General features: G+C 36.0%; 18 protein-coding genes. 4 read left to right on the top strand and 14 right to left on the bottom strand.

Going from position 1 to position 22,167, the window contains the following annotated elements; genetic code table 11:
- Positions 1–133: 133 nt before the first annotated feature.
- Both ACZ2G0_RS13865 and ACZ2G0_RS13860 read right to left on the bottom strand, forming a co-directional pair.
- Positions 134–1,099, bottom strand: a complete 966-nt coding sequence (locus tag ACZ2G0_RS13865) for a hypothetical protein (protein ID WP_470308114.1) — start codon at positions 1,097–1,099, stop codon at positions 134–136.
- A 3-nt stretch (positions 1,100–1,102) separates the two neighbouring features.
- On the bottom strand, positions 1,103–1,423 hold the full coding sequence (locus tag ACZ2G0_RS13860; RefSeq protein WP_187010569.1) for a YbaB/EbfC family nucleoid-associated protein: 321 nt from the start codon (positions 1,421–1,423) through the stop codon (positions 1,103–1,105).
- Positions 1,424–1,562: 139 nt separating this feature from the next.
- Between ACZ2G0_RS13860 and ACZ2G0_RS13855 the strand changes: the two genes are divergently transcribed.
- Positions 1,563–3,623 carry a S9 family peptidase gene (locus ACZ2G0_RS13855; protein ID WP_470308113.1) on the top strand — a complete coding sequence of 687 codons (2,061 nt, stop codon included), beginning with the start codon at positions 1,563–1,565 and terminating at the stop codon, positions 3,621–3,623.
- 76 nt (positions 3,624–3,699) lie between these two features.
- On the opposite strand, the gene ACZ2G0_RS13850 is transcribed toward ACZ2G0_RS13855, so the two are convergent.
- The 6 genes from ACZ2G0_RS13850 to ACZ2G0_RS13825 all read right to left on the bottom strand — a co-directional run bounded on the left by ACZ2G0_RS13850 (position 3,700) and on the right by ACZ2G0_RS13825 (position 12,488).
- Positions 3,700–5,772, bottom strand: coding sequence for a hypothetical protein (locus ACZ2G0_RS13850; protein ID WP_470308112.1), 2,073 nt, complete (start codon positions 5,770–5,772; stop codon positions 3,700–3,702).
- A gap of 421 nt (positions 5,773–6,193) precedes the next feature.
- Entirely contained in the window at positions 6,194–7,051 is an 858-nt protein-coding gene (locus tag ACZ2G0_RS13845; RefSeq protein WP_470308111.1) for an EamA family transporter, read from the bottom strand.
- Between the two features lie 83 nt (positions 7,052–7,134).
- The gene (locus ACZ2G0_RS13840; RefSeq protein ID WP_300283887.1) at positions 7,135–7,848 is read right to left on the bottom strand and encodes a YebC/PmpR family DNA-binding transcriptional regulator; all 714 of its coding nucleotides are present in this window, start codon (positions 7,846–7,848) and stop codon (positions 7,135–7,137) included.
- A gap of 134 nt (positions 7,849–7,982) precedes the next feature.
- Entirely contained in the window at positions 7,983–9,065 is a 1,083-nt protein-coding gene (gene gcvT, locus ACZ2G0_RS13835) for a glycine cleavage system aminomethyltransferase GcvT (protein ID WP_470308110.1), read from the bottom strand.
- Positions 9,066–9,386: 321 nt separating this feature from the next.
- A complete protein-coding gene (locus tag ACZ2G0_RS13830; RefSeq protein ID WP_470308109.1) occupies positions 9,387–10,907 on the bottom strand; it encodes a S10 family peptidase in 1,521 nt (506 codons plus the stop codon).
- 231 nt (positions 10,908–11,138) lie between these two features.
- Positions 11,139–12,488: a TlpA family protein disulfide reductase gene (locus tag ACZ2G0_RS13825; protein WP_470308108.1), complete on the bottom strand. Its 1,350-nt coding sequence runs from the start codon at positions 12,486–12,488 to the stop codon at positions 11,139–11,141.
- 166 nt (positions 12,489–12,654) lie between these two features.
- Here ACZ2G0_RS13825 and ACZ2G0_RS13820 point away from each other — a divergent pair, with 166 nt between their 5' ends.
- Both ACZ2G0_RS13820 and ACZ2G0_RS13815 read left to right on the top strand, forming a co-directional pair.
- Positions 12,655–13,449 (top strand): HipA family kinase, encoded by a 795-nt coding sequence (locus ACZ2G0_RS13820; protein WP_470308107.1) that lies wholly within the window; start codon positions 12,655–12,657, stop codon positions 13,447–13,449.
- Entirely contained in the window at positions 13,427–13,810 is a 384-nt protein-coding gene (locus tag ACZ2G0_RS13815; RefSeq protein WP_470308106.1) for a DUF3037 domain-containing protein, read from the top strand. The genes ACZ2G0_RS13820 and ACZ2G0_RS13815 overlap by 23 nt, the downstream gene beginning before the upstream one ends.
- Position 13,811: 1 nt before the next feature.
- Here ACZ2G0_RS13815 and ACZ2G0_RS13810 read toward each other — a convergent pair whose 3' ends face one another.
- From ACZ2G0_RS13810 to ACZ2G0_RS13795, 4 genes are all read right to left on the bottom strand, one after another.
- Positions 13,812–14,327, bottom strand: a complete 516-nt coding sequence (locus tag ACZ2G0_RS13810) for a GNAT family N-acetyltransferase (RefSeq protein ID WP_470308105.1) — start codon at positions 14,325–14,327, stop codon at positions 13,812–13,814.
- Between the two features lie 115 nt (positions 14,328–14,442).
- A complete protein-coding gene (locus ACZ2G0_RS13805) occupies positions 14,443–15,189 on the bottom strand; it encodes a DUF4184 family protein (RefSeq protein ID WP_470308104.1) in 747 nt (248 codons plus the stop codon).
- Between the two features lie 88 nt (positions 15,190–15,277).
- On the bottom strand, positions 15,278–16,249 hold the full coding sequence (locus tag ACZ2G0_RS13800) for a YeiH family protein (protein ID WP_470308103.1): 972 nt from the start codon (positions 16,247–16,249) through the stop codon (positions 15,278–15,280).
- A 133-nt stretch (positions 16,250–16,382) separates the two neighbouring features.
- On the bottom strand, positions 16,383–17,399 hold the full coding sequence (locus tag ACZ2G0_RS13795) for a proline iminopeptidase-family hydrolase (RefSeq protein ID WP_470308102.1): 1,017 nt from the start codon (positions 17,397–17,399) through the stop codon (positions 16,383–16,385).
- Positions 17,400–17,587: 188 nt separating this feature from the next.
- Here ACZ2G0_RS13795 and ACZ2G0_RS13790 point away from each other — a divergent pair, with 188 nt between their 5' ends.
- Positions 17,588–18,433, top strand: coding sequence for an alpha/beta hydrolase family protein (locus ACZ2G0_RS13790; RefSeq protein WP_470308101.1), 846 nt, complete (start codon positions 17,588–17,590; stop codon positions 18,431–18,433).
- Between the two features lie 209 nt (positions 18,434–18,642).
- On the opposite strand, the gene ACZ2G0_RS13785 is transcribed toward ACZ2G0_RS13790, so the two are convergent.
- Positions 18,643–20,271, bottom strand: coding sequence for a long-chain fatty acid--CoA ligase (locus tag ACZ2G0_RS13785; RefSeq protein ID WP_470308100.1), 1,629 nt, complete (start codon positions 20,269–20,271; stop codon positions 18,643–18,645).
- Between the two features lie 396 nt (positions 20,272–20,667).
- The gene (gene lpdA, locus ACZ2G0_RS13780) at positions 20,668–22,056 is read right to left on the bottom strand and encodes a dihydrolipoyl dehydrogenase (protein WP_470308099.1); all 1,389 of its coding nucleotides are present in this window, start codon (positions 22,054–22,056) and stop codon (positions 20,668–20,670) included.
- Between the last annotated feature and the right edge of the window lie 111 nt (positions 22,057–22,167).

Here is a 22,167-nt window from a genome sequence, read left to right as displayed (position 1 = left end):
GAGTTACAACAATTAGTGTAACTCATTTTTTTTGTTTTAAACGGTAGGTTTTAGGCTCTCTATTTAAATAAATTATCCATGCCTAGAATCATTGTTCGTCCAAATCATCCTGTGTACTGTGAAACTATTTTATTTAGTTAGCTGTTTTTTCTATGATAACCGTATTAGAACCTCCATTTACAGGTACAAACTCTGTTGCGTTTTTTAGAATATCGTATTTTAAAATGCCTGACTTGTTGTTTTTATTTGCAATAGTAACATATTGGTTATTTGCAGAGTCAATAAATCCTTTACCGAAAGGGCTATCTATACCATAAGTTTCATTTGGCAAAATAGCAGTGTAAATGTTGCTTTGAAGGTCGAACTTGACAAGGCTAACACCATTGAAAGATCCAGTCAAGGCTTGCAAACCATACAAAATATTGTTTGTGGTTACAGCAGCCCTTGTAAAGGGAATAAAGTTGTTAGTAGCGTTAAAAAAGAGAAAAGTAGAAGTATAGTTTTCTAAATTAATTTCAACTGCATAATCGTTGTAAGAAGAACTATATAATTTTGTACCATTTAAAGCAGTTGAATAAGAACCTGTTTGGTTGAAGGAAAGCCCTGTTTTAATGACCTCAAAGGTTGTTGGATTAATAGTGACTAAATAGTTTATTGATTTAGAATTATCTTTATCTGCTTTTATTATTCCAAATAATAAGCTTTTCGAATCATTCCACTGCAAACTTATGATAGCAGATCCTTGCTCAGTCAAAGGAGTGGGGTAAACTAGAGGTGACGAACTTGTTACTTTAGTTTTTTTGTCAAAAATAAACAGTTTATCCTTTCCTAAATTTTCCACTAAATAAATTTTATTTGCATTTGAAGTAATTGTACTCAAATTCAAAAATGCAGCAGTATTAAAGCCACTAAATTCTGAGTAAGATGAAATGGCACCAGTATTATTTCCAATATAATTAATCTTTCCTGTGGAGTTGACAGTTACATAGCTAAAGTCGTCTTTGACCTGAACTTGTTCTACGACTGTCGTTGATTCACTGCTACAGGAAATCAAAAAAATGGCGCAATTAAGCGCCAATAGTCTTTTTACAAATTTCATATTTTACTTAAATAAGTTGTCCATGCCTGGAATCATTGGCATGTCCATTTTAGCCACTGCATCAAGTTCGGCTTCGTTTACTTTCGTCGCTTTTTCGATTGCTTTATTCAGCACTAAAATCATATAGTCTTCTAATTGCTCTTTGTCTTCTAAAAGTTCATCTGCAATAGTAATCGATTTTACTTTTCTGTTGGCAGTTAGTGTTACTTTTAGTAATCCATCTGTACTTTGCTCATCAACGAGAACAGTATCTAAGCGCTTTTTTGTCTCTTCAATTTTATTTTGGGTCTCTTTTAACTTACCCATCATTCCCATTAAATCCATTTTTGTTCTTTTTAAGTTATTGAATACGAAATTACTGTTTTTAGGGCAATAAGCAATGTAAAATATTCATAAAAAGGGGAATCTAAGTCCCGTTTGTGTTATTTTTGCAGCAGCTTACACAAATATGAAAGTCCACAAAATGATAGAAAAAATACAGCCGCCCGTTGCTAAAATTATACCAACCACCTTTGAGAAATTTGATGATGTTAGAGTCGATAATTATTTTTGGTTAAATGATAGAGAGAATCCTGAAGTTATTGATTATCTGAACAAAGAAAATCAGTATTATCAAGATAGGACTGCGAATCAAACAGGTTTTCAAAAAGAATTGTTTGAGGAAATGAAAGCCCGAATTAAGGAAGATGATGAGTCTGTTCCTTACCTGTATAACGGCTATTACTATATTACCCGCTTTGAAACCGGTAAAGGGTATCCTATTTATTCTCGAAAAAAAGGCAGTCTCGATGCAGCCGAAGAAATCATGTTTGATTGCAACGTATTAGCCGAAGGACATAAATATTTTAAATTAAGTGGCCTAAGTATTAGCACTGACAATCAATATGCAACTTACGCGCTTGATTTAGTAGGTCGCCGCATCTATACCTTGCACGTTAAAAATCTTTTCACGGGCGAAATCTTAAAAGATACGATTGAAAATGCTACGGGAAATTCGACTTGGGCAAACGACAATTCGACAATTTTCTATACCAGACAAGACGAAAAAACATTGCGTTCGGACAAAGTGTTTAGACATAAAGTCGGAACTGATACCGCCGAGGATGTATTGGTTTACTTTGAAAAGGACGATACCTTTAATGTAGGTGTTGGAAAAGAAAAATCACGAAAATACATTTTGATTAGTTCTTCTAGTACTTTAACAACCGAGTTTCAAATCTTGCCAGCTGATGTTCCGGAAGGGAAATTTAAACTGTTTCAAAAACGAAAGCGTGGACTAGAATACAGTATCTCTCATTACGGAGATAGTTTTTACATTGTAACCAATAAAGACGAAGCGATCAATTTTAAATTGATGAAAACGCCTGAGATCGCCACTACCATTGAAAATTGGGAAGAAGTGCTGATGCACCGCGAAGATGTTTTATTAGAAGATATTGATATTTTTAAGGATTACCTTGTAATTTCTGAGCGTTCTAATGGATTGAACAGAATCCGTATTAGGCCTTGGAGTGGAGAAGGGGAGTATTACCTGCCTTTTGAAAGCGAAACTTATACTGCTTACACTTCTACTAATGTTGATTTTGATACCGATATCCTGCGTTATGGCTATCAGTCTATGGCTACGCCATCCTCTGTAATCGATTTTAATATGAAGACCAAGGAGAAAGTCGTATTAAAAGAGCAACAGGTTCTTGGAGGAAAATTTGATAAAAATAATTATATCGAAGAACGTGTTTGGGCTACGGCTCAAGATGGTACCAAGATTCCGATTTCTATGGTGTACCAAAAAGATATTGTGATGAATGGCGATAATCCGTTGTTGCTTTATGCTTACGGTTCGTATGGTCACTCTATGGATGCTTATTTTTCGACTACTCGCTTATCGTTGCTAGACAGAGGCTTTATTTATGCTATTGCTCATATTCGAGGAGGAGAAGATTTAGGAAGACAATGGTATGATGATGGTAAATTATTGAAAAAGAAAAACACTTTCACGGACTTTATCGATTGTTCCAAATATGTGATTCAGCATCAATACACTTCAGCAGAACATTTGTATGCCGAAGGGGGATCAGCAGGAGGATTGTTAATGGGTGTAATTGCCAATGAAGCTCCTGAATTGTATAACGGAATCATTGCGCAAGTCCCTTTTGTGGATGTAATGACGACGATGTTGGATGATACTATTCCGCTTACGACAGGGGAATACGATGAGTGGGGAAATCCAAACAAAAAGAAGTATTACAATTACATGCGTTCGTATTCACCTTATGATAACGTAAAAGAGCAGAATTACCCTAATATGTATGTCTCCACGGGACTACATGATTCTCAAGTGCAGTATTGGGAGCCGGCTAAATGGGTGGCTAAGTTGCGTACCATGAAGACAAATGATACTGTTTTATATTTAGATACGAATATGGATGCGGGCCACGGTGGAGCATCGGGACGATTTGAAGCGCTAAAAGAATTGGCGAAAGAATTCACGTTTTTATTCGACTTAGAATCGATAACTAAATAGAACGAGTTGTAAATAATAAAAAATCCCATTTGCGTAAGCAAATGGGATTTTTGAGTTTTATAAGAATAGCAAGTACTTAATCGAGTAAGTGCGGATTGTTTAATATTAATTCCATCTTTTTTATGGTGATGGTAATTTGACTCATTTGCAATTCAATGTTTCTGAAAAACAGACTGATGTCTCTGTTTACCCAACTTTCTGAAATAACTCTAGAGCCTAAACTGATACGTAAAATAGCACTCTCGATATCATTGCTGTACTTAACGTTTACGGCTTGACCGATATGGCATTTTTGAGCTGCTAATCGGATAATTTCTAAGGAAGCTTCTTCAAAATGTTCTGATAAATCAGAATTTAATAAGGTGTATAATTTTTTTACTTTGTCAACGGATAAAGGTTGGTTGTTTAAAGTAATGAAGAAAGGAAAAATAGTTCGGATGTTTCGAATACCGAATTCCTTACTATTATAGCTTTTCATTTTAGTTTCGTCCCCGTAAATAGGTTCTAGGAAACTCGCTTCCTGAATTGATTCTTCAACAAAATTGCAAAACATCTCAATTCCCATATTTCGGTATAAAACGGGCGTTTTGAAGTAGCGATCCATTTCGACTATCGCAGCATTCCATCGCATGTACGAACCATAGTTGTAACCATCTGATAGTTTTGAAGAACAAAACCATGAGGCAGGCCAATCCGAATTATTGAAATATTCCGTCAAGCCTTTCGGCAAAGGTTTGGTAGCAGAATGAATCAGCTTCGTAACATTTTTTGGCAGAATTAAAGCTCCTGCATAAGGAGGTCCTGTAAAAAACTTACTTCCCGTAACTGTAACGATATAGCCTTTATTTACGTAATTTTGAATGTCTTTAGGGTCTAATCTTAGTTGCGAAGCATCAACGATGATTTGCATAGAAAGATTCTCTAACTTATTTAATTTTTTGATTAAAGAATCGCTAGGGGATTGGTATCCCAATTTTGATTGGTCCATGGTGTGTAAAACAACATGTCTTCCTTCTTCATTGGTTTTAGAAACGGCAGCAAATACTTCTTCATCCAATTGCTTGGTTGATTTTAAGGCACCATTTTCATCTCGAAACGGAATTTCAATCAAATTCACATCTCTGAAACCTTCAATGCGGTCTCCTTTTTTAATTGGAAAATTTAAGGCTGTTGTGTTTTCAAAATGACAACCACGAAGGGCTGCAGCAACTCCGCTTCCAGTTTCATCAGAAGCTACCAATATATGAGTGATTTCTTGTGAAGAAATCGTTTGGGTAATAGCAGCGATTTGCAATGAAGAGTCGGTTCCTGAAGGTGAAAATATGATCTCACATTCTTCATTTATTTTGAAATTTTTTCTTAGACTGCTTTTAAGCATTTCAGAAAATTCAATCGTCGTTTTCTTGAAGCCGTATTTTAAGCTATTGCGAATTAAAATACTTCTTACTTTATCCGTTTTATCGAAGGCAAAATTAGAAACACTAGAAGCCGTTGAGGAAGCAAAAGTAAAGGCTTCGGGTCTAGGAAAAGGGCGGCAACCATATTTATTCAGTAGGTTGATCTCATCAATATTCAATCTAAGATCACCACCATCCATCAATAGATATTCGGTCGGTTTGGCTAAATTAGCTACTATTGCTTTCCAAGAGGTATCAATAGCTGCGTTAGCTGTTGGTAAACCATGAAAAGACTGCAATTCTTCCCGAATTGAAGTTGATGCTGTTTCTAAATTAGCATTGCTGTTAATCAAATTAATCAAAGAAAAATCAAGATTTTCTAATTTCTCTTTATCGTCTTTTGGTAATAAGTTATAAAATATTTTAATAACCTCCAGCGCTGCAATGTCGCATAAAGCGATATCTTTTTTATCGTTATTTAGTGCTTTGTACCATAATTGCCATTCAATACCATAACGTAAATATAGCAACGCTAAAATAGGTTTGTCTAAAAAAGAAGATCCTATGATAATCGATTTATTGGGAACAATTTTAAATACTGTTGGCTCACTAGTCGAGGTGATAATATTAATGTTGTTTACTTTAGGTACGGTGTTGAATCTTTTTAAGATGCGTACTAGATAATTGACATTCTCTTTTTCAAATAAACTTGTTCTATTGTATTGATTTTCAATTAGAATATTGTTTGTCATAAAGTATTTTTATTTAAGCGTTCCTTTGAACGATTTTAATCTAGTTCGATCACTCTATAAGTTAGGAACTTACTATTGTTAGCCGCCTTTTTTAAGCTAAAATTGTATTGTATGGGTTTGTGTATTAATTTAATTTTTTTGTTAATAGTAGTTTTACACGGTAAAACAGTGCTATTGCCTTTATTTACTTTTTTAAACAAGTAACGTAAACCACATTAAACGGCATCTTTTTAAAGCTTTTTGAGGCTTAAAAAGTAGGCAAATATAATGAACTTAGGGGCTTATAAAAAACATATCTCTTTTTTATGAGCGATAAATGATTCATTAATCAGTGGTTACTATTTTTAGCACGAAAACAAACGTACTTTTATCAAAGTTTATTAAACTATAAAACTCTTTATTACAGTGTTTTATAGCGCATTTAGTAGCCTAGTTGCGATATGGTAATTAAAATGATTGCCGCTAATGCAATAACGAGGCCTAGGTAATTTTTAGCATTTAGTTTTTCTTTAAAAACTAAAATACCGACTAAGCTCCCTATAATGATTACTCCCATATTCATTGCTGCAAATACCGTCGACGGATTTTTGGCGAAAGCCTGATGCGCTTTGAGGTAAAATAAAATATTGCTGAAATTAAAAATCCCTACCAAGGCTCCTAGCCCTAGATTAATCGCTGTAATTTTTACTTTTTTGATCACAAGCTCGTGCAATACAACTGCTATCATAATTGCAAGCGAAATACCAAACACAATAAATAAGGACGTGGTAAAGGGCAGGCTAGTCGCTAAAGCAATTTGCTTAAACAAAATATCGATGACACCAAAACCAACGAAAACTATGGTGGGGTAAATCCAATTGTTATTTTTGTTTTCTGTCTTTTTACCTAGGATTAGCAGTAAAGCGGGAAGTGCTATTATAAAAGCGATTACTTTTAAGGTTGTAAATTCTTCATGAAACAGCAGCCAAGCCGCAAGAAGCGGAATGAACAGCGACAAGCGTTGTGCAGCATCTGTTTTTACAATTCCCATGTGTTTTATAGACGCAGCTAGAAACAGAAAAATGGAAGGCAACAATACTCCAAGCGGAATATAAATGCTCCAAGGTGCTGTTGCGTCTATGGTACTAATGTCAGGACTAAAAATGAAATAGCACAGTAGCAAAGCAAAAACATAATTCCAACCTACAATTTGCGTAGTATTGCTACTGTATTTGCGGCTTATCTTAAAAATAACACCTACGATAACGCTGCTTAAAATACTTAAAATAAGGAATAACATGCCGTTTAGTTTTAATGGTACAATTTGTAAACAAAAAAAACTCTAGCCTAAGCTAGAGTTTACTATTTGGACTGGATGAAGTCTTATGCTTCTTCCATGGTGTGATACACATTCATCACATCGTCATCTTCTTCTAGTTTTTCAATCAACTTTTCTACGTCGGCCATTTCGGCTTCGGTAACTTTTTTAGTGATTTGCGGAATTCTTTCAAAACCAGACGACAAAATTTCGATATTTCTAGTCTCTAATTCCTTCTGGATTGTTCCAAAGCTAGTGAATGGAGCGTAGATCAATATTCCGTCTTCGTCTTCAAAAACTTCTTCAGCACCAAAATCGATCAATTCTAATTCCAACTCTTCAGCATCAAGACCTTCAGCCGGAATTCGGAAATTACAAGTATGGTCAAACATAAATTCAACTGATCCTTGTGTTCCCATGGTACCGTTGCATTTGTTAAAGTAACTTCTCACATTAGCCACCGTACGGTTGTTGTTATCAGTAGCCGTTTCGATCAAAAGCGCAATTCCGTGTGGAGCATAACCTTCAAACAAAGCCTCTTTGTAGTTGGCAGTATCCTTATTGCTGGCATTTTTAATAGCACGTTCTACGTTATCCTTAGGCATATTCGCAGCCTTCGCATTTTGTATTACCGCTCTTAATCTAGAGTTGGCATCTGGATTTGGACCTCCTTCTTTCACGGCCATCACAATATCCTTACCTATTCTAGTAAATGTTTTGGCCATTGCTGACCAACGTTTCATTTTTCTACCTTTTCTAAATTCGAATGCTCTACCCATTTCTAATTATTTTTTGAATCGATTTTTCACCTTTTACGATGAGAAATCAATGTTTTGTATTTTTTAAGTCTGCAAAAATAACGCTTTTCATTTTAATTCAAAAAAATAAAACGTGCTATGCAACACTAGTTCTGTTACTTCTTGTAAAATGGCAATTTCACCACCTTAGCAGGGACATCATTTTTACGAATACGAATATAAATGTCTCCATCTACAGCAGCATTTGCCACAGTAACATAACCTAAACCAATTCCTTTGTTCATAGAAGGAGACATTGTCCCCGAAGTTACAATTCCAATAACTGCTCCGCTTGCATCTACAATTTCGTAATCGTGTCTTGGCACTGCGCGTTCTTGCATTTCAAAAGCAACTAGCTTTCTAGTAACACCTGCTTCTTTTTGCTTTTTTAGGTTTTCGGAGTTGGTGAATTCTTTGGTGAACTTAGTAATCCATCCTAAACCAGCTTCAAGCGGCGAAGTCGTATCGTTGATATCGTTTCCGTAAAGACAAAAACCCATTTCCAAACGCAACGTATCACGAGCAGCAAGTCCTACCGGTTTGATCCCAAAAGCAGCTCCCGCTTCAAAAACTTTATTCCAAATCGTTTCTACTTGGTCATTTTTACAATAAATTTCAAATCCGCCTGATCCAGTGTATCCCGTAGCAGAAATAATTACGTGTTCGAAACCAGCAAAATCAGCTACTTCAAAATGGTAATACGGAATCGCGCTTAAATCAATCGATGACAACGCTTGCATCGCTTCCACAGCCTTAGGTCCTTGAATTGCTAATAAGGAGTAATCATCCGAAAGGTTTTTCATCTCAACACCCAAATCATTTTGAGCCGAAATCCAATCCCAGTCTTTATCAATATTCGAAGCATTTACAACTAGTAAATACTGCTCTTCTTTCATTTTATAAATGATCAAATCATCCACAATTCCACCATCATTGTTCGGTAAACACGAATATTGCGCTTTACCAACTGTCAATACTGACGCATCATTAGAAGTTACTTTTTGAATCAAAGCCAAAGCATTTGGTCCCGAAAGTAAAAATTCTCCCATGTGAGACACATCAAAAACCCCTACCGCCGTACGAACCGTCTCGTGCTCAGCATTAATTCCTTCATAAGTAATGGGCATATTGTATCCCGCAAACGGAAGCATTTTAGCTCCCAAACCTTCGTGTATGTGCGTAAGCGCAGTATTTTTCATTGTATTTCGATATAAAATTTGAAGTGGCTAATTTATTTAAAAATTATCATATTTAACCCATTATTTATGATTAATCCATATATTTTGAAGCCATTTCCTGCTGTACATTACAAGTCCTCATCCTGTAATTTGTTTTTATAAAGGAGCACGAGAGCTTCTTGCAGTCGCTTCGTGTTCCTAATAAAAACTAAATTCCAGTATTCCGGGCTTTTCATTGCCATCAGGGCTAGGAATAAAATCATCTCCGAATGGTATCTAAATCAAAAACGACAAACCAAGCATGCTCGATTTGTCGTTTTTACTATTAAGTTGATCTAAAAATTAATACTTAGCAGCTTGTCCGGGTTTAGGAATCGATGCTTTAATAAATTCTCTGATATCTTCATTAGCTGTTTCTAAGTCTTGCTTTCTCAGGTACATCATGTGTCCGCTACGGTATCCTTTCCAAGACATTTTATCTTTCAGCTTTCCGCTTGGATCCATTTGCCACATATTGTATTTTGCATTAAAGTAATCACAAGCACCATCGTAATAACCGGATTGTACTAGTAAATGCAAATACGGATTTTGTGCCATTGCCTGTCTCAGGTTTTCTCCCGTATTGTCATTCGAGTTGTCCCATGGGCGCACCGGTCCAAACATATTATAGGTGAAATCGGTTTTATACTTCAATTCATTACGCAAGTACATGTTTATAGCTGGCGTAAAGGAATGCAACCACGAAGTTAATTCTGCATTAAAATCGACACGGTCACCAGCATCTTTTTTATCGATACCTTTGTAACGAGAATCAAGCCTTCCCACTGTAAATCCTTGGTCTCTTAATAATTCCTTCCAGAAATATCCTGTAGGTACATCCAAATTGTTTTGTAAAATCACTTTTTCTGACATGCCAGAGTAACGCGCTATTTTTGCAGCAATTTCTTTTCTTTTTCCGTCTTCAAGTGCGCCTCCTTTGCTCATAGCTGGTAAGAGTTCGTTCATAGTAAATTCCTCTACTTCGGGTAACATTTCATTTAAGTCTTTGCTTTGCAAGTCTGCCGGTAGCATTTTATGGTACCAAGCAGTAGCAGCAAAATAAGGTAGTTTCAACGCACCATCAGTAGCAACTCCGCGATTAATTCCTAAAGTGGTAGGAGAAACTAAAATCACTCCGTTTAAGTACATCCATTGTTTTTCTTGAAGCTCTAGCGCAAGACCTGAAACTCTAGTCGTTCCGTAGCTTTCTCCAATAAGATACTTAGGAGAAGCCCAACGGTTGTTTCTCGTTACAAAACTTCCAATCCAGCTTGCCAAATATTTAACATCAGCATTTACACCAAAAAAAGTAGATTTAGGAGTGTCTTTGCTTATGGCTCTTGAGTACCCTGTATTGACTGGGTTCACAAAAACTATATCGGCTACGTCCAGAATCGAGTACGGATTTTCTTTTATTCCGTAAGGTTGTACCGGATAGCCTTCATCGTCAATTTTCAATAAAGTTGGTCCTGTATAAGCAATATGCATCCAAACTGAAGCCGAACCCGGTCCGCCGTTAAACGAAATAACTAATGGTCGCGATTCGTTGTTTTTAATGTCAGTTCGCTCATAATAAGTATAAAACAAACCCGCAATTGCTTTTCCGTCTTCATCCCAAACAGGCATCGTTCCGGTAGTGGCTTTGTACGGTACTTTTTGCCCTTTAATAGTGGTGACGTGATCGGTTACAACATTTTGATCTGGATTAAAAACGAGACTACTTTCAGATTTTTTTTCGCTTTTCTCGTTTGAATCTGCTTTTTGTTGCCCTATTATACTGCCAAAGCTGGTGATTGCAAGAAATATAAATAGTGTTTTTTTCATAAATTGTGGTTTAGAGGAATGGTTTTAATCGTTAATTTAAGATTACTAAAGTATGATTTTTTGAGATAATAGTAAACATACAGCCTGCCTTTTTAGTTGATTTCACAACAAAAAGCTGAAATGATAGTTATTTGTATCCTCATAAACTAAATCTCAATTTCTAATTAAGTATTTTTTGGATCGGGTTCAATTCCAAAAAATCTAAGTAAATTTTCGATTAAAAACGATATCTCATAACTGCAGACTATTGAATAATTCAATCAGTGCAATATCTGACGGTTTAGGAGCAGCAGCCTTTATGATATTCCCTTTGGGATCAATAAGAATGAATCGTGGAATTGCAGTAATACCATATGCTTGAATAAAATCAGAGTCGAATTGTTGATCAGCTAACAATTGAATACCTCCTAAATTATTTTGGATAACGAAAGAATTCCATTTATCGTGATCTTTAGCTGCGTCAACCGATATGCTTACAAAAGCGATGTTTTTATCTTTAAATTGTTCTTCAATTTTTTGGAGATATGGATTTTCTTGAATGCAAGGTCCGCACCAAGTTGCCCAAACATCAATATAAATATATTTTCCTTTTAGACTTTCTAATGATGTTTTTCCCCCTTTTTGGTTTTCATAATTAAAGAGCGGTGATGGCATATTTGTTTCGACTGATTTAGCATTGTTGTATAATACCGTTAGGTTTTTAATTAACGCAGGATCATCTGTAATTGAAATATAGGCTTTATAGATTTGCTCAAAATTTGTAAATTCACTTGAAATCTCATAAGAATGGATTTGTACTAACTGATTTTTTAGGCTTTGACTTGTAAGTGCTTTTAAATTATTAATTTTTTTTATGTCGCTGTTTTGGTTTGTAGCCGTTATACGCTCATTTTCATTGAACTTTTCAATTGCTAAGAGTTTGTAATCATTAGAAAATAAATAATCCTTTTCATTGTCATAATCAATTCGTGTATCAAGATTTGGAAATTGTTCCGAAACCTGATAGTCGGGTAAACCAGTTAAAAATGAGCGATAATTTCTATAATAGAGTAAGTGTTTTTGCTCCATATAATGAATGTTTTTTGTTTCAGTTTCTCGAAATGAAGCAGCGGTAAATTTTGTTTTATTAGCTAGGGATGTGATCGATTTTTTGATTTCTTCCACTTTTATCAAAAAGCTTTTTTCGGGTAAAGAGTATAATTCTTTGTCCGTAATTTGACTTACAATAACTGCTTTTTGTACTAAATATTGATTTTCAACGCTTCCTTTTCCGCTATATTTTAAGGAAGAGAGAAACTTTTTATTATCCGTATTTAAACTAAGTTTTGTTCCATTTGCTAAAAAAAGTGGCACGGCATTTTTATCGGTCTCAAGGCTGTAGATGCCATCGTAAGGAATAAATATGAATTCTGAAAAAGTTCCGTCAGTATTTAACTTGATTTCTTTTTCGAATGAGGTTCCTTTTATCCAAATAATTCCAGTATCGGAATTGGTAATTTTTCCTGAAATCGTTATTGGCTCTTTTGACGTTGTAAAGGAGGCAAGAATAATAATAAGAAAGAGGAAGATAGTTCTTTTCATTTATTTATTTTTTTGAGTTATTCAAATATAGCTAATTTCTGATATTAAAAAATTGTAATTTTAATGGTCGTAATAAAATTTATTTAATTCGCTTATCATTAAACAAGTTCTATTAGGGAAACCAAGAGAACTAATTTGTAAATTTGTACCTCAGTAAATTCCGATTATGACAACTAACCCCAATCTACGTACCGTAAATGTAACGCGGTACATCACGCCATTACGCGAGGGCGGCTCTTTGCCTGCTTTGGCGGAAGCCGATGACGATTTTAAATATGTACTCAAGTTCAAAGGGGCAGGGCATGGAGTAAAAGCCTTGATTGCCGAATTGTTAGGAGGGGAAATAGCCCGCGTTTTAAAGTTAGCCATTCCTGAATTGGTGTTTGCTAATCTAGACGAAGCTTTTGGTCGTACGGAAGCCGACGAGGAAATTCAAGACCTTTTGCAGGGTAGTCAAGGGTTAAATTTAGCCTTGCATTTTTTATCAGGAGCCATCAATTTTGATCCTGTCGTAACAGTCGTTGATGCTAAAATGGCTTCGCAAATTGTTTGGCTTGACGCTTATATTACCAATGTTGATCGTACGTTTAGAAATACGAATATGCTACTATGGCATAAAGAGCTTTGGTTGATTGATCACGGAGCCAGTTTCTATTTTCATCATTCTTGGACCAATTGGGAACAACATGCTAATAGTCCATTTAAGCTCATAAAAGACCATGTTTTGCTGCCGCAAGCGAGTCTAATTCAAGAGGCTGATGCATTGTTTAAAACTATTTTAACTCCAGAAACAATAAAAAATATTGTTCAGCTAATTCCCTTAGATTGGTTGGAATGGCAAGACACAGACGAATCTCCTGAAGCGATTAGAGAAGTGTACTACCAATTTTTACTGACCCGATTAAATCATTCTGAAATTTTCATAAACGAAGCACAAAATGCAAGAGAAGCACTTATATGAGTATGCCGTAATTCGGGTTGTACCTAGGGTAGAGCGCGAAGAATTCCTAAATGTAGGGATCGTACTTTTTTGCAAAAAAGCCAAGTTTATCAAGATGATGTATACGGTGAATGAAACAAAACTGAATTTGTTCGCGACCGATTTTGAATGGGAGCAATTACAGCTCAACTTGGATTCGTTCCAAAAAATTGCTCACGGTACCAAGGATGGCGGACCTATCGCACAATTTGATATTCCGTCTCGCTTTCGTTGGTTAACTGCTTTGCGAAGTTCAGCGATTCAAACCTCACGACCACATCCAGGATTATGCGATGATCTAGAAATAACAATCAATCGTTTATTTGAAGAAATGGTATTATAGATTAATTTAAATCAATCATTTTTTCAAGCACCACGAAATCTAGAGTTTTGTTTCCTAAAACTGAGTGCAGATGACTTTCGGGAAATGGTGCTTTTAGGCCAGTGTCTGCATATCCTTTGCGGATGTAGTAGGCTATCAATTCTGATCGAATAGAAATTACTGTCATCACAATTTTAGGTAAACCTAGTTGTTTTGCGTGAAGGTCAGCTTGCGCCAACAGTTTCGTGCCAATGCCGCTATTCTGAAGTTGAGGTGAAACGCTCAGCATTCCGAGATACAATTGATTTTCTTCGGCTGTTAATAAAACGCAGCCTAAAATTTGGTCGGCTTCGACGTATTTTAAGAGTGTGTTTTTAGGATCTGATAGAATTTCGGTTAATTCCGTTTCGTCCGTTCTTTGTCCACCTAATAATTCGGCTTCGGTTGTCCATCCTGCTTTAGAGGCTTCGCCTCGGTAAGCACCATTAATTAAGGATTGTAATGAAGGGATATCTCGAAGAGTAGCTTTTGTAATCATTATTTTTGTCTTGGTAGGCATTTTATTTTTGGTAAAGATAGAAAAACTGTATTTACTCTTTAGTGAGATTTGCATATTTTCCTAATAGTATGAAGTACCTTATCGGAGGTTTTATTTATTGTAAAGTGCTCTTAATATGGGTCTTTTTATTTATTAAAATTGGAGTTATAATTAATCCAATCATGAAAGAAGCTAAAAAATTTGCAATGATGTTTCCAATCAGTGTTGTGTTTTCTCCAATCTCTATTCTTGCAAAAAAACTACAAGAGGTTATTAATGTTACAAATAACCAGTATTTTAAATTTATCTTAACTTCATAAAGCGCTGTTTCAGGAAGTTTATAAATAGTATGTAAAATTATTAATCCACCAAATAGAGTACTAGTATGTTGTAAAATTTTTAGATATTTAATTTCTTTTCCAAATAAATCTACAGAATTGGATAGAAAAGATACATTACTAACAAAATAGCCTCCTTCATGGGTAAAACTATCCCACAGTAAATGCGAAATTGTCCCTATGATTATCGAAACAATTACAACAATCCAGTTTTTAGAAAAGTAGTTATTCCATTCAAGCATTTCAATATTTAAGAATCTTGATTTAAGTTGATTTGGTAGATTTTGAAACAAATCATTTTTTACAATGTTGTGAAAAATGAAACTTAGTAAAATAGCTAATGGCAGATCAAAGTATAATATTCCCAAAATCGTATGGCTATAATTACTCTCAATTTTCATTCTTATAAAATATTCAAAATCGGGTGTCAGACTTCCAATGATTAAGCCTGTCATTGAGAACCATTTTTTCGGCAAATAATTTAGAGGTAAAATTAAAGCAGGATGTGAAAAAGTAAATGGCATATATTTTATGATTTATGTGATTTGTTTTTCAATAGTAGCTATTTAATTGTTGCTTTATACAGTCAATTTTTGTAAGCTTTGCAAACTTTTAAAACAAAGTAAGCACCACCCATAATGCCATGGACGAAATCAGTAACCAAAGCGCTACTCCTTGCAGTAATGGTTTATAGCCAACCGAAGAAAGTACCTTTTTAGACAAACCACAACCAATAAGGAAAAGCGTTAAGGTCAAGCCCGATTTAGCAATTGAAGTCAAATAAAAACTGATATCTTGAATAAAAGGCAGGTAGGTGTTAGCAATCATCGCAAGGACGAACAACCCAATAAAATAAGGAATCTTAACTTTTGTTTCTTTGTTTTTGAATAGAAAGGTCGATAGAAAAGCAATAGGAATAATCCATAAGGCACGCGCTAATTTTACGGTTGTCGCTATTTCTAGCGCTTGCGGTCCGTACTTGCTTGCAGCACCTACGACGGAGCTCGTGTCATGAATGGCTATAGCGCACCAGAGTCCGAATTGCGTTTGCGATAAGTTGAGGTAGTGACCAAGGAAAGGGAATAAAAGCAGGGCTACCGAATTAAGAATAAAAATCGTTCCCAAAGCCACTGAGATTTGCTTTTCTTCGGCTTTAATGACTGGCGCTATGGCCGCGATAGCACTACCACCACAAATAGCAGTTCCCGCAGATATTAAATAGGATGTTTTTTTATCTATTTTTAATGCTTTACCTAACAGATAACCAGCCGTTAGCGTAATTAATATGGAAGCAATAGTAAAAAGGAGTCCGTCTTGTCCCGCTTGTAAGGCGCTATCTACATTCATCCCAAATCCAAGTCCTACCACTGAAATTTGCAATAACAAATGGGTTGCCTTATGGTTGAGGTGTAAATAGGGATGTCCTATAAACTGCGCGATAATTAGTCCCATTAGCAAGGCAATAGGCGGCGTAATAAACGGTGACAAACAAAGCACAAAGGCTACTAAAAAGATTAACTCTCGCGTAGTGATGCTTTTGTCTAGTATTTTTTTCTTGTTGGGTTCTTGCTCTGCTGTTGGCATTGTTGAAAATGTAATCGTTTTTTAAAGCAGTACAAAGAACTACTTTATTTACAACAATAGGAAATTGTATTTTGTAATCAAGTATAATTTTTAGTTATACTTGATTTTAAATATAGTAAAATGTTAGTCCTTATTATTTTCCCTTGTCCACTCCTTTTATAAATTGAATAACGCCATTCATAAATACTTTTTGATCATCCCACATCGCTAAGTGACTTCCGTTGGGACAATACAAATAACTACCGTTTTGAACCAGTTTACTTTGCTCTTCCATTGCTTTTGGATCCATCGTATCGTATTTTGCTCCAACCATTAAGGTTGGTACAGCGATTTCTTTGAGTCTGTTTTTCACATCCCATTTAGCAAGTCGGCCGCCAATTCCAAATTCCGATGGACCTTGCATCAAAGTGTAGACTTCGTTATTAACGTGCTTAAAAGAACGATTTACTGCATCTGGCCACTCGTCTAAACGGCAAAGATGCTCTTTATAGAAATTAGGTAATAATAATTCCATGTAACGAGGGTTGGCAAAATCCTTTTTTGCTTCTAGCGCTCTAATTTCGCTCAAAACTTCTGGTTTCATTTGCTTGGCTAATACCTCATTGGCGTAAGCACCATATTCCGTTGCACTTGCCATCATATTACCAATGACTAATCCCTTTAGGTTTTTTTGGTATTTTAAAGCATATTCCATTCCGAGTATGCCTCCCCAAGAATTTCCTATAACGTAAAAGTTAGAGCTATCGGCGCCAATGGCTTTACGTACTTGTTCTACTTCCTCTACAAATCGTTCGGTAGTCCATAAAGTGCTATCCTTTGGCTGGTCGCTATAATACGAACCTAGTTGATCGTATTCATAAAATTCAAATCCTTCTCTTTGAAAAAAAGTTTCAAAACATTCCATGTACTCGTGCGTCATTGCTGGGCCACCGTGCAATAATAAAATTTTTATTTTTGGGTTGGTTCCAAAACGCTTGGTCCACACTTTGAATTCGCCTACCGGAGTTTGAATTGGAATCATTTTTACACCTGCAGTTTCCAGCGAATCACCATAATTGAAATAATTAGAAACTAGGATCTCATTGGAATTTGATTTTTCCTTGCAGGAAGTAAGTAGTAGAAAAACGAGTAGTACCGATAAATAGCGCATGGTAGTTTGATTTAGTTTTGAAAGAACTAAGGTAGCGAAAATGACCTACTTATGGATAGGCTTGAAGGAATATTTTTCTGTTGCACAGTCACAACAATTACAATCGAATTTGTCCAGAATGGTAGTAGTAAACGGAACGTTTTTAGTTCTTATCTTTGGTCCAATATGTAATCTTAAATATAAAAATCATGGTCGTAACGCAATCATTTGTTCTAGAAGGTGCTTTGCAGCATAAGTTTGCCTTAGATTTAAGTTATTCCGAAGCTCAAGATCAAAAAGGAGTAGTAATTTTTTGTCATGGTTTTAAAGGTTTTAAGGATTGGGGTTGTTGGCAAATGATTGCCGATGATTTCGTGGACAATGGTTTTGCTTTCTTGAAGTTCAACTTTTCACATAATGGATTGGGACTTGAAAATGCTGCTGGTTTTGACAAACTAGATAAATTTGCTCTGAATACCTTAGGAAAAGAATTGGAAGACATAAAAAGTGTCGAGCAGTTTGTGGTAAGCGAATTACCAACTGTTTTACCTATTATTAATACGGAAAACATTTTTATTATTGGGCATAGCAAAGGAGGCGTTGCTGCTTTGCTGTATTGTTCGCAGTATGAAACTAAAATTAAGAAGGTCTGTACCTGGGCGAGTCCGTTTGATTTTCACCGTTCGTGGAATTTAAAATTCAGAACTAAATGGAGAGCCGATGGTGTTCAGTACATTAAAAACGCAAGAACGAATCAAATGATGCCTTTGGATATCTCCGTTTTGGATGATTTAGAGACTAATGAGGAAAAATATAGTTTGGCCAATGCGAGTAAAAAACTGTCTATTCCGTATTTGATAATCCAAGGCACAGACGACCAAGCAGTAAAAATGGAAGAATTTAATTTATTGAAAAAGCATTTTACAAAAGCAGCTACACATATTATAGCCGATGCTAATCATGTTTTTGGAGGTTCACATCCTTATTTCGAAAAAGAATTGCCAAAGCATACTCAAGAATTAGTCAAAGAGACAAAGGCGTTTTTTCTAGTGTAGCATTATGCTCATTTGACAACCTATTGTCTTGCGTAAAGGATAGCAGCGGCATCCTTTTATGAAATGAAATGGAATAAAAGATAGAGCGAATAGCCTGACCGTACTGCAACGGAGTGGAAGTAGGGTTACGCCCAAATAATCATTGTAAAGCGGAACGACCACCTATTCCTCAGTAAATTCAGGAATTGGTGGTCGTTTTTTGTAACCTATTATTTCAGTTTTCCTTCGGCAAAAAGGCGACGGATTTCTTTTTTATCAAATTTACCGACGCTTGTTTTTGGGATTTCATCCAAATAGACATAATCTTTTGGGATTTGGTATTTTACAAATTCTCTATCGAGAAAGGCTATCAATTCATCATCTGTAGTGGCTTGCTCCTTATTTGCTAATACAATAGAAGCCAAAGGTTTTTCGACCCATTTTTCGTCAGGAATAGCAATTACGGCCGCTTCGCGAATGTTGGGGTGCGCCATTAAAGCCGACTCCAAGGCGACGCTCGAAATCCATTCGCCACCGCTTTTAATTAGATCTTTGGTTCGGTCTTTGATTTCCATATAACCATCAGGATCGATGGTGCTCACGTCACCTGTTTTAAACCAACCATCGGCAGTAAAATTTTCTTGATTATTGGTTTTAAAGTACGAATTGATTACCCAAGCACCTCTGATTTGGAGCTCACCCATCGTTTTTCCATCTGAAGGCGCTACTGTACCTTCATCAGTCATGATTCTGATTTCGACACCCGGAAAAGCAATTCCTTGCTTGGCGCGGATATTGAGTTGCTCACTTTTTGGTAAGTCATAATGCTGCGGTTGCAATCTCGATACGGTACCAAGGGGAGAAGTTTCGGTCATTCCCCAAGCTTGGACTCCTTTGATGCCAAAATCGGTATCAAATCCTTCGATTAGGCTTTTAGGAAGAGCAGAGCCGCCAACTAGATATTCAGTAAGCGCGAGTTTTTCCTTGGGAGGATTTTGTTTCATGGCGTGATACACACCTAACCATATTGTAGGTACGCCATTGGCTTTTGTGATTTTCTCTTTTTCGAGTATGTTGATAATGGCTTCGGGTTGTAAATTAGAAGAGGGTAATACCATATCCGAGCCCGACAGCAGACATAAATACGGGAATCCCCATGCCATAACGTGAAATTGAGGCACAATTAAAAGGAGTCTGTCCTCGTTGCTAAAATTACCTGCGTTGGGCGATATAATGTTCGAAGCATGCAAATACGTTGAGCGATGTGAATACAAAACCCCTTTGGGTAAACCCGTTGTCCCGCTCGTATAACACATTCCACAAGCGTCATTTTCGTTTAAAACCGGCAATTCATATTCTGCTGATTGATCAGAAAGTAAGTCTTCGTAACGAATGGTGTTTTGTAATGTTGTTTTAAAATCTGCAGGAGCATTTAATAAAATATAACATTCTACTGTTTCAAGCAACGGTGCTACTTTTTCCAATAAAGGAACTAGTGTAGCATCAATAAAAATAACACGGTCTTCAGAATTATTGATGATGTATTCCGTTTGTTGGCTCGATAACCGAATATTTATAGGATGGCACACAGCGCCAATTCCTGCAATTCCGTAATAGAGTTCAACATGGGCAGCATGATTCCAAGCGAAGGTTCCAACAATATCTCCTGCTTTGATTCCTAATTTGTGAGTCAAGGCATTCGCTAACTTTTTACATTGTTTGTATAGATCACTAAATTGATATTCATGTCGCTTTCCATCAGGCAAATAGGTTATTATCTTTTTATTAGGATACACGCTGTTCCCGTATTCAAGAATAGTGGTTGTGGTAAGCTGGTAATTCATCATTAAGCTATTCATACTACAAATATTAAAAGATTAGGTAAAATTGTACTGCTGCAGCAAAAAAACATGCCTTTTGCTAATTTAGTGATTTTTAGGGAAGTTAATAAGGTCTGAGTATGATTTGATCTTAAGAAATAGTTAAAAATGTGGTTAATTCTATTTTAAAAATAAAAAATTTCTTGAACTGATGAAAGATTAAAGTTGATTTGTAGTTGAGCTTAAACTGCGTAAAGGATAGCAGCGGCATCCTTTTATGAAATGAAATGGAATAAAAGATAGAGCGAATAGCCTGACCGTACTGCAACGGAGTGGAAGTAGGGTTACGCCCAAAACAGAAAATAAAAAAAATCCGATTAGCTGATGCCAATCGGATTTTATATTGATATAGTAATTAATACTATTAATTGTTTATTACAAGTGAATTACTTCGCCGTAAGCATCAGCAACCGCTTCCATAACCGCCTCACTCATTGTTGGGTGCGGGTGAATAGCTTTCAGGATTTCATGCCCTGTCGTTTCTAGTTTACGCGCTACAACTGCCTCAGCAATCATATCGGTAACACCAGCACCAATCATGTGGCATCCTAACCATTCGCCGTATTTAGCATCAAAAATTACTTTTACAAAACCGTCAGGAGTTCCAGATGCTTTTGCTTTTCCAGATGCTGAGAACGGGAATTTACCAATTTTTAATTCGTATCCTTTTTCTTTAGCTTGTTTTTCAGTTAAACCAACTGATGCAATTTCAGGAGTAGCGTAGGTACAACCCGGTACGTTTCCGTAATCGATTGGTTCTACATGCATTCCTGCAATTTTTTCCACACAGTTAATTCCCTCAGCAGAAGCTACGTGTGCTAATGCTTGTCCTGGTGTAACGTCACCAATTGCGTAGTATCCGGGGATATTAGTTGCATTGTAAGCGTTTACTAAGATTTTATCTTTATCAGTAGCGATACCTACTTCTTCTAATCCTATATTTTCGATGTTAGTTTTGATTCCAACAGCCGATAATAGCATGTCTGCTTCCAGAACTACTTCACCTTTAGCCGTTTTTACATACGCTTTTACGCCTGCACCGCTAGTATCGATTTTTTCTACTGATGAGCTGGTCATGATTTTCACCCCTGCTTTTTTCATAGAACGCTCCATTTGTTTAGAGATGTCTTCATCTTCAACAGGAACAATGTTAGGCATGAATTCTACAATAGTAACTTCTGTTCCCATTGCATTGTAAAAATGTGCAAACTCCACTCCAATTGCTCCTGAACCAACAATAATCATTGATTTAGGTTGCGTAGGTAATGTCATTGCTTGACGGTATCCAATTACTTTCGTACCATCTTGTGGTAAGTTGGGTAACTCACGAGAGCGCGCTCCAGTAGCAATAATGATATGGTCAGCGCTGTATTCCGTAACTTTATTGTTTTTAGCTGTAACATCCACTTTTTTGCCTGGTTTTAGTTTTCCAAAACCATCAATAACGTCGATTTTATTTTTTTTCATTAAAAATTGAACTCCTTTGCTCATGTCAGAAGCAACCGTTCTACTTCGTTGTACTACAGCAGGGAAGTCTTTATCAAATGACGATACTGTTAAACCATAATCAGAGGCGTGTTTTAGATAATCAAAAACCTGAGCTGATTTTAGTAATGCTTTGGTTGGGATACATCCCCAGTTTAAACATACACCACCTAGGTTTTCTTTTTCAATTACGGCTACTTTAAAGCCTAATTGTGATGCTCGTATGGCAGTTACATATCCACCTGGTCCACTTCCTAAAACTATGATATCGTATTTCATTGTATAAGTTTTCTAAATTATTTGATTTGGCGAATTTAAGGAATTATTCTGTTTCTTAAAGCATAAAAAAGGTTATTGCCTATTTTTTTTGTGAAATAGTAAGGTTGTTTA

It is taken from the genome of Flavobacterium sp. KKT103, from assembly GCF_055640565.1.
Note: the sequence above shows the minus strand (reverse complement) of the source record. Positions and strands in the feature narration are given on the sequence as shown.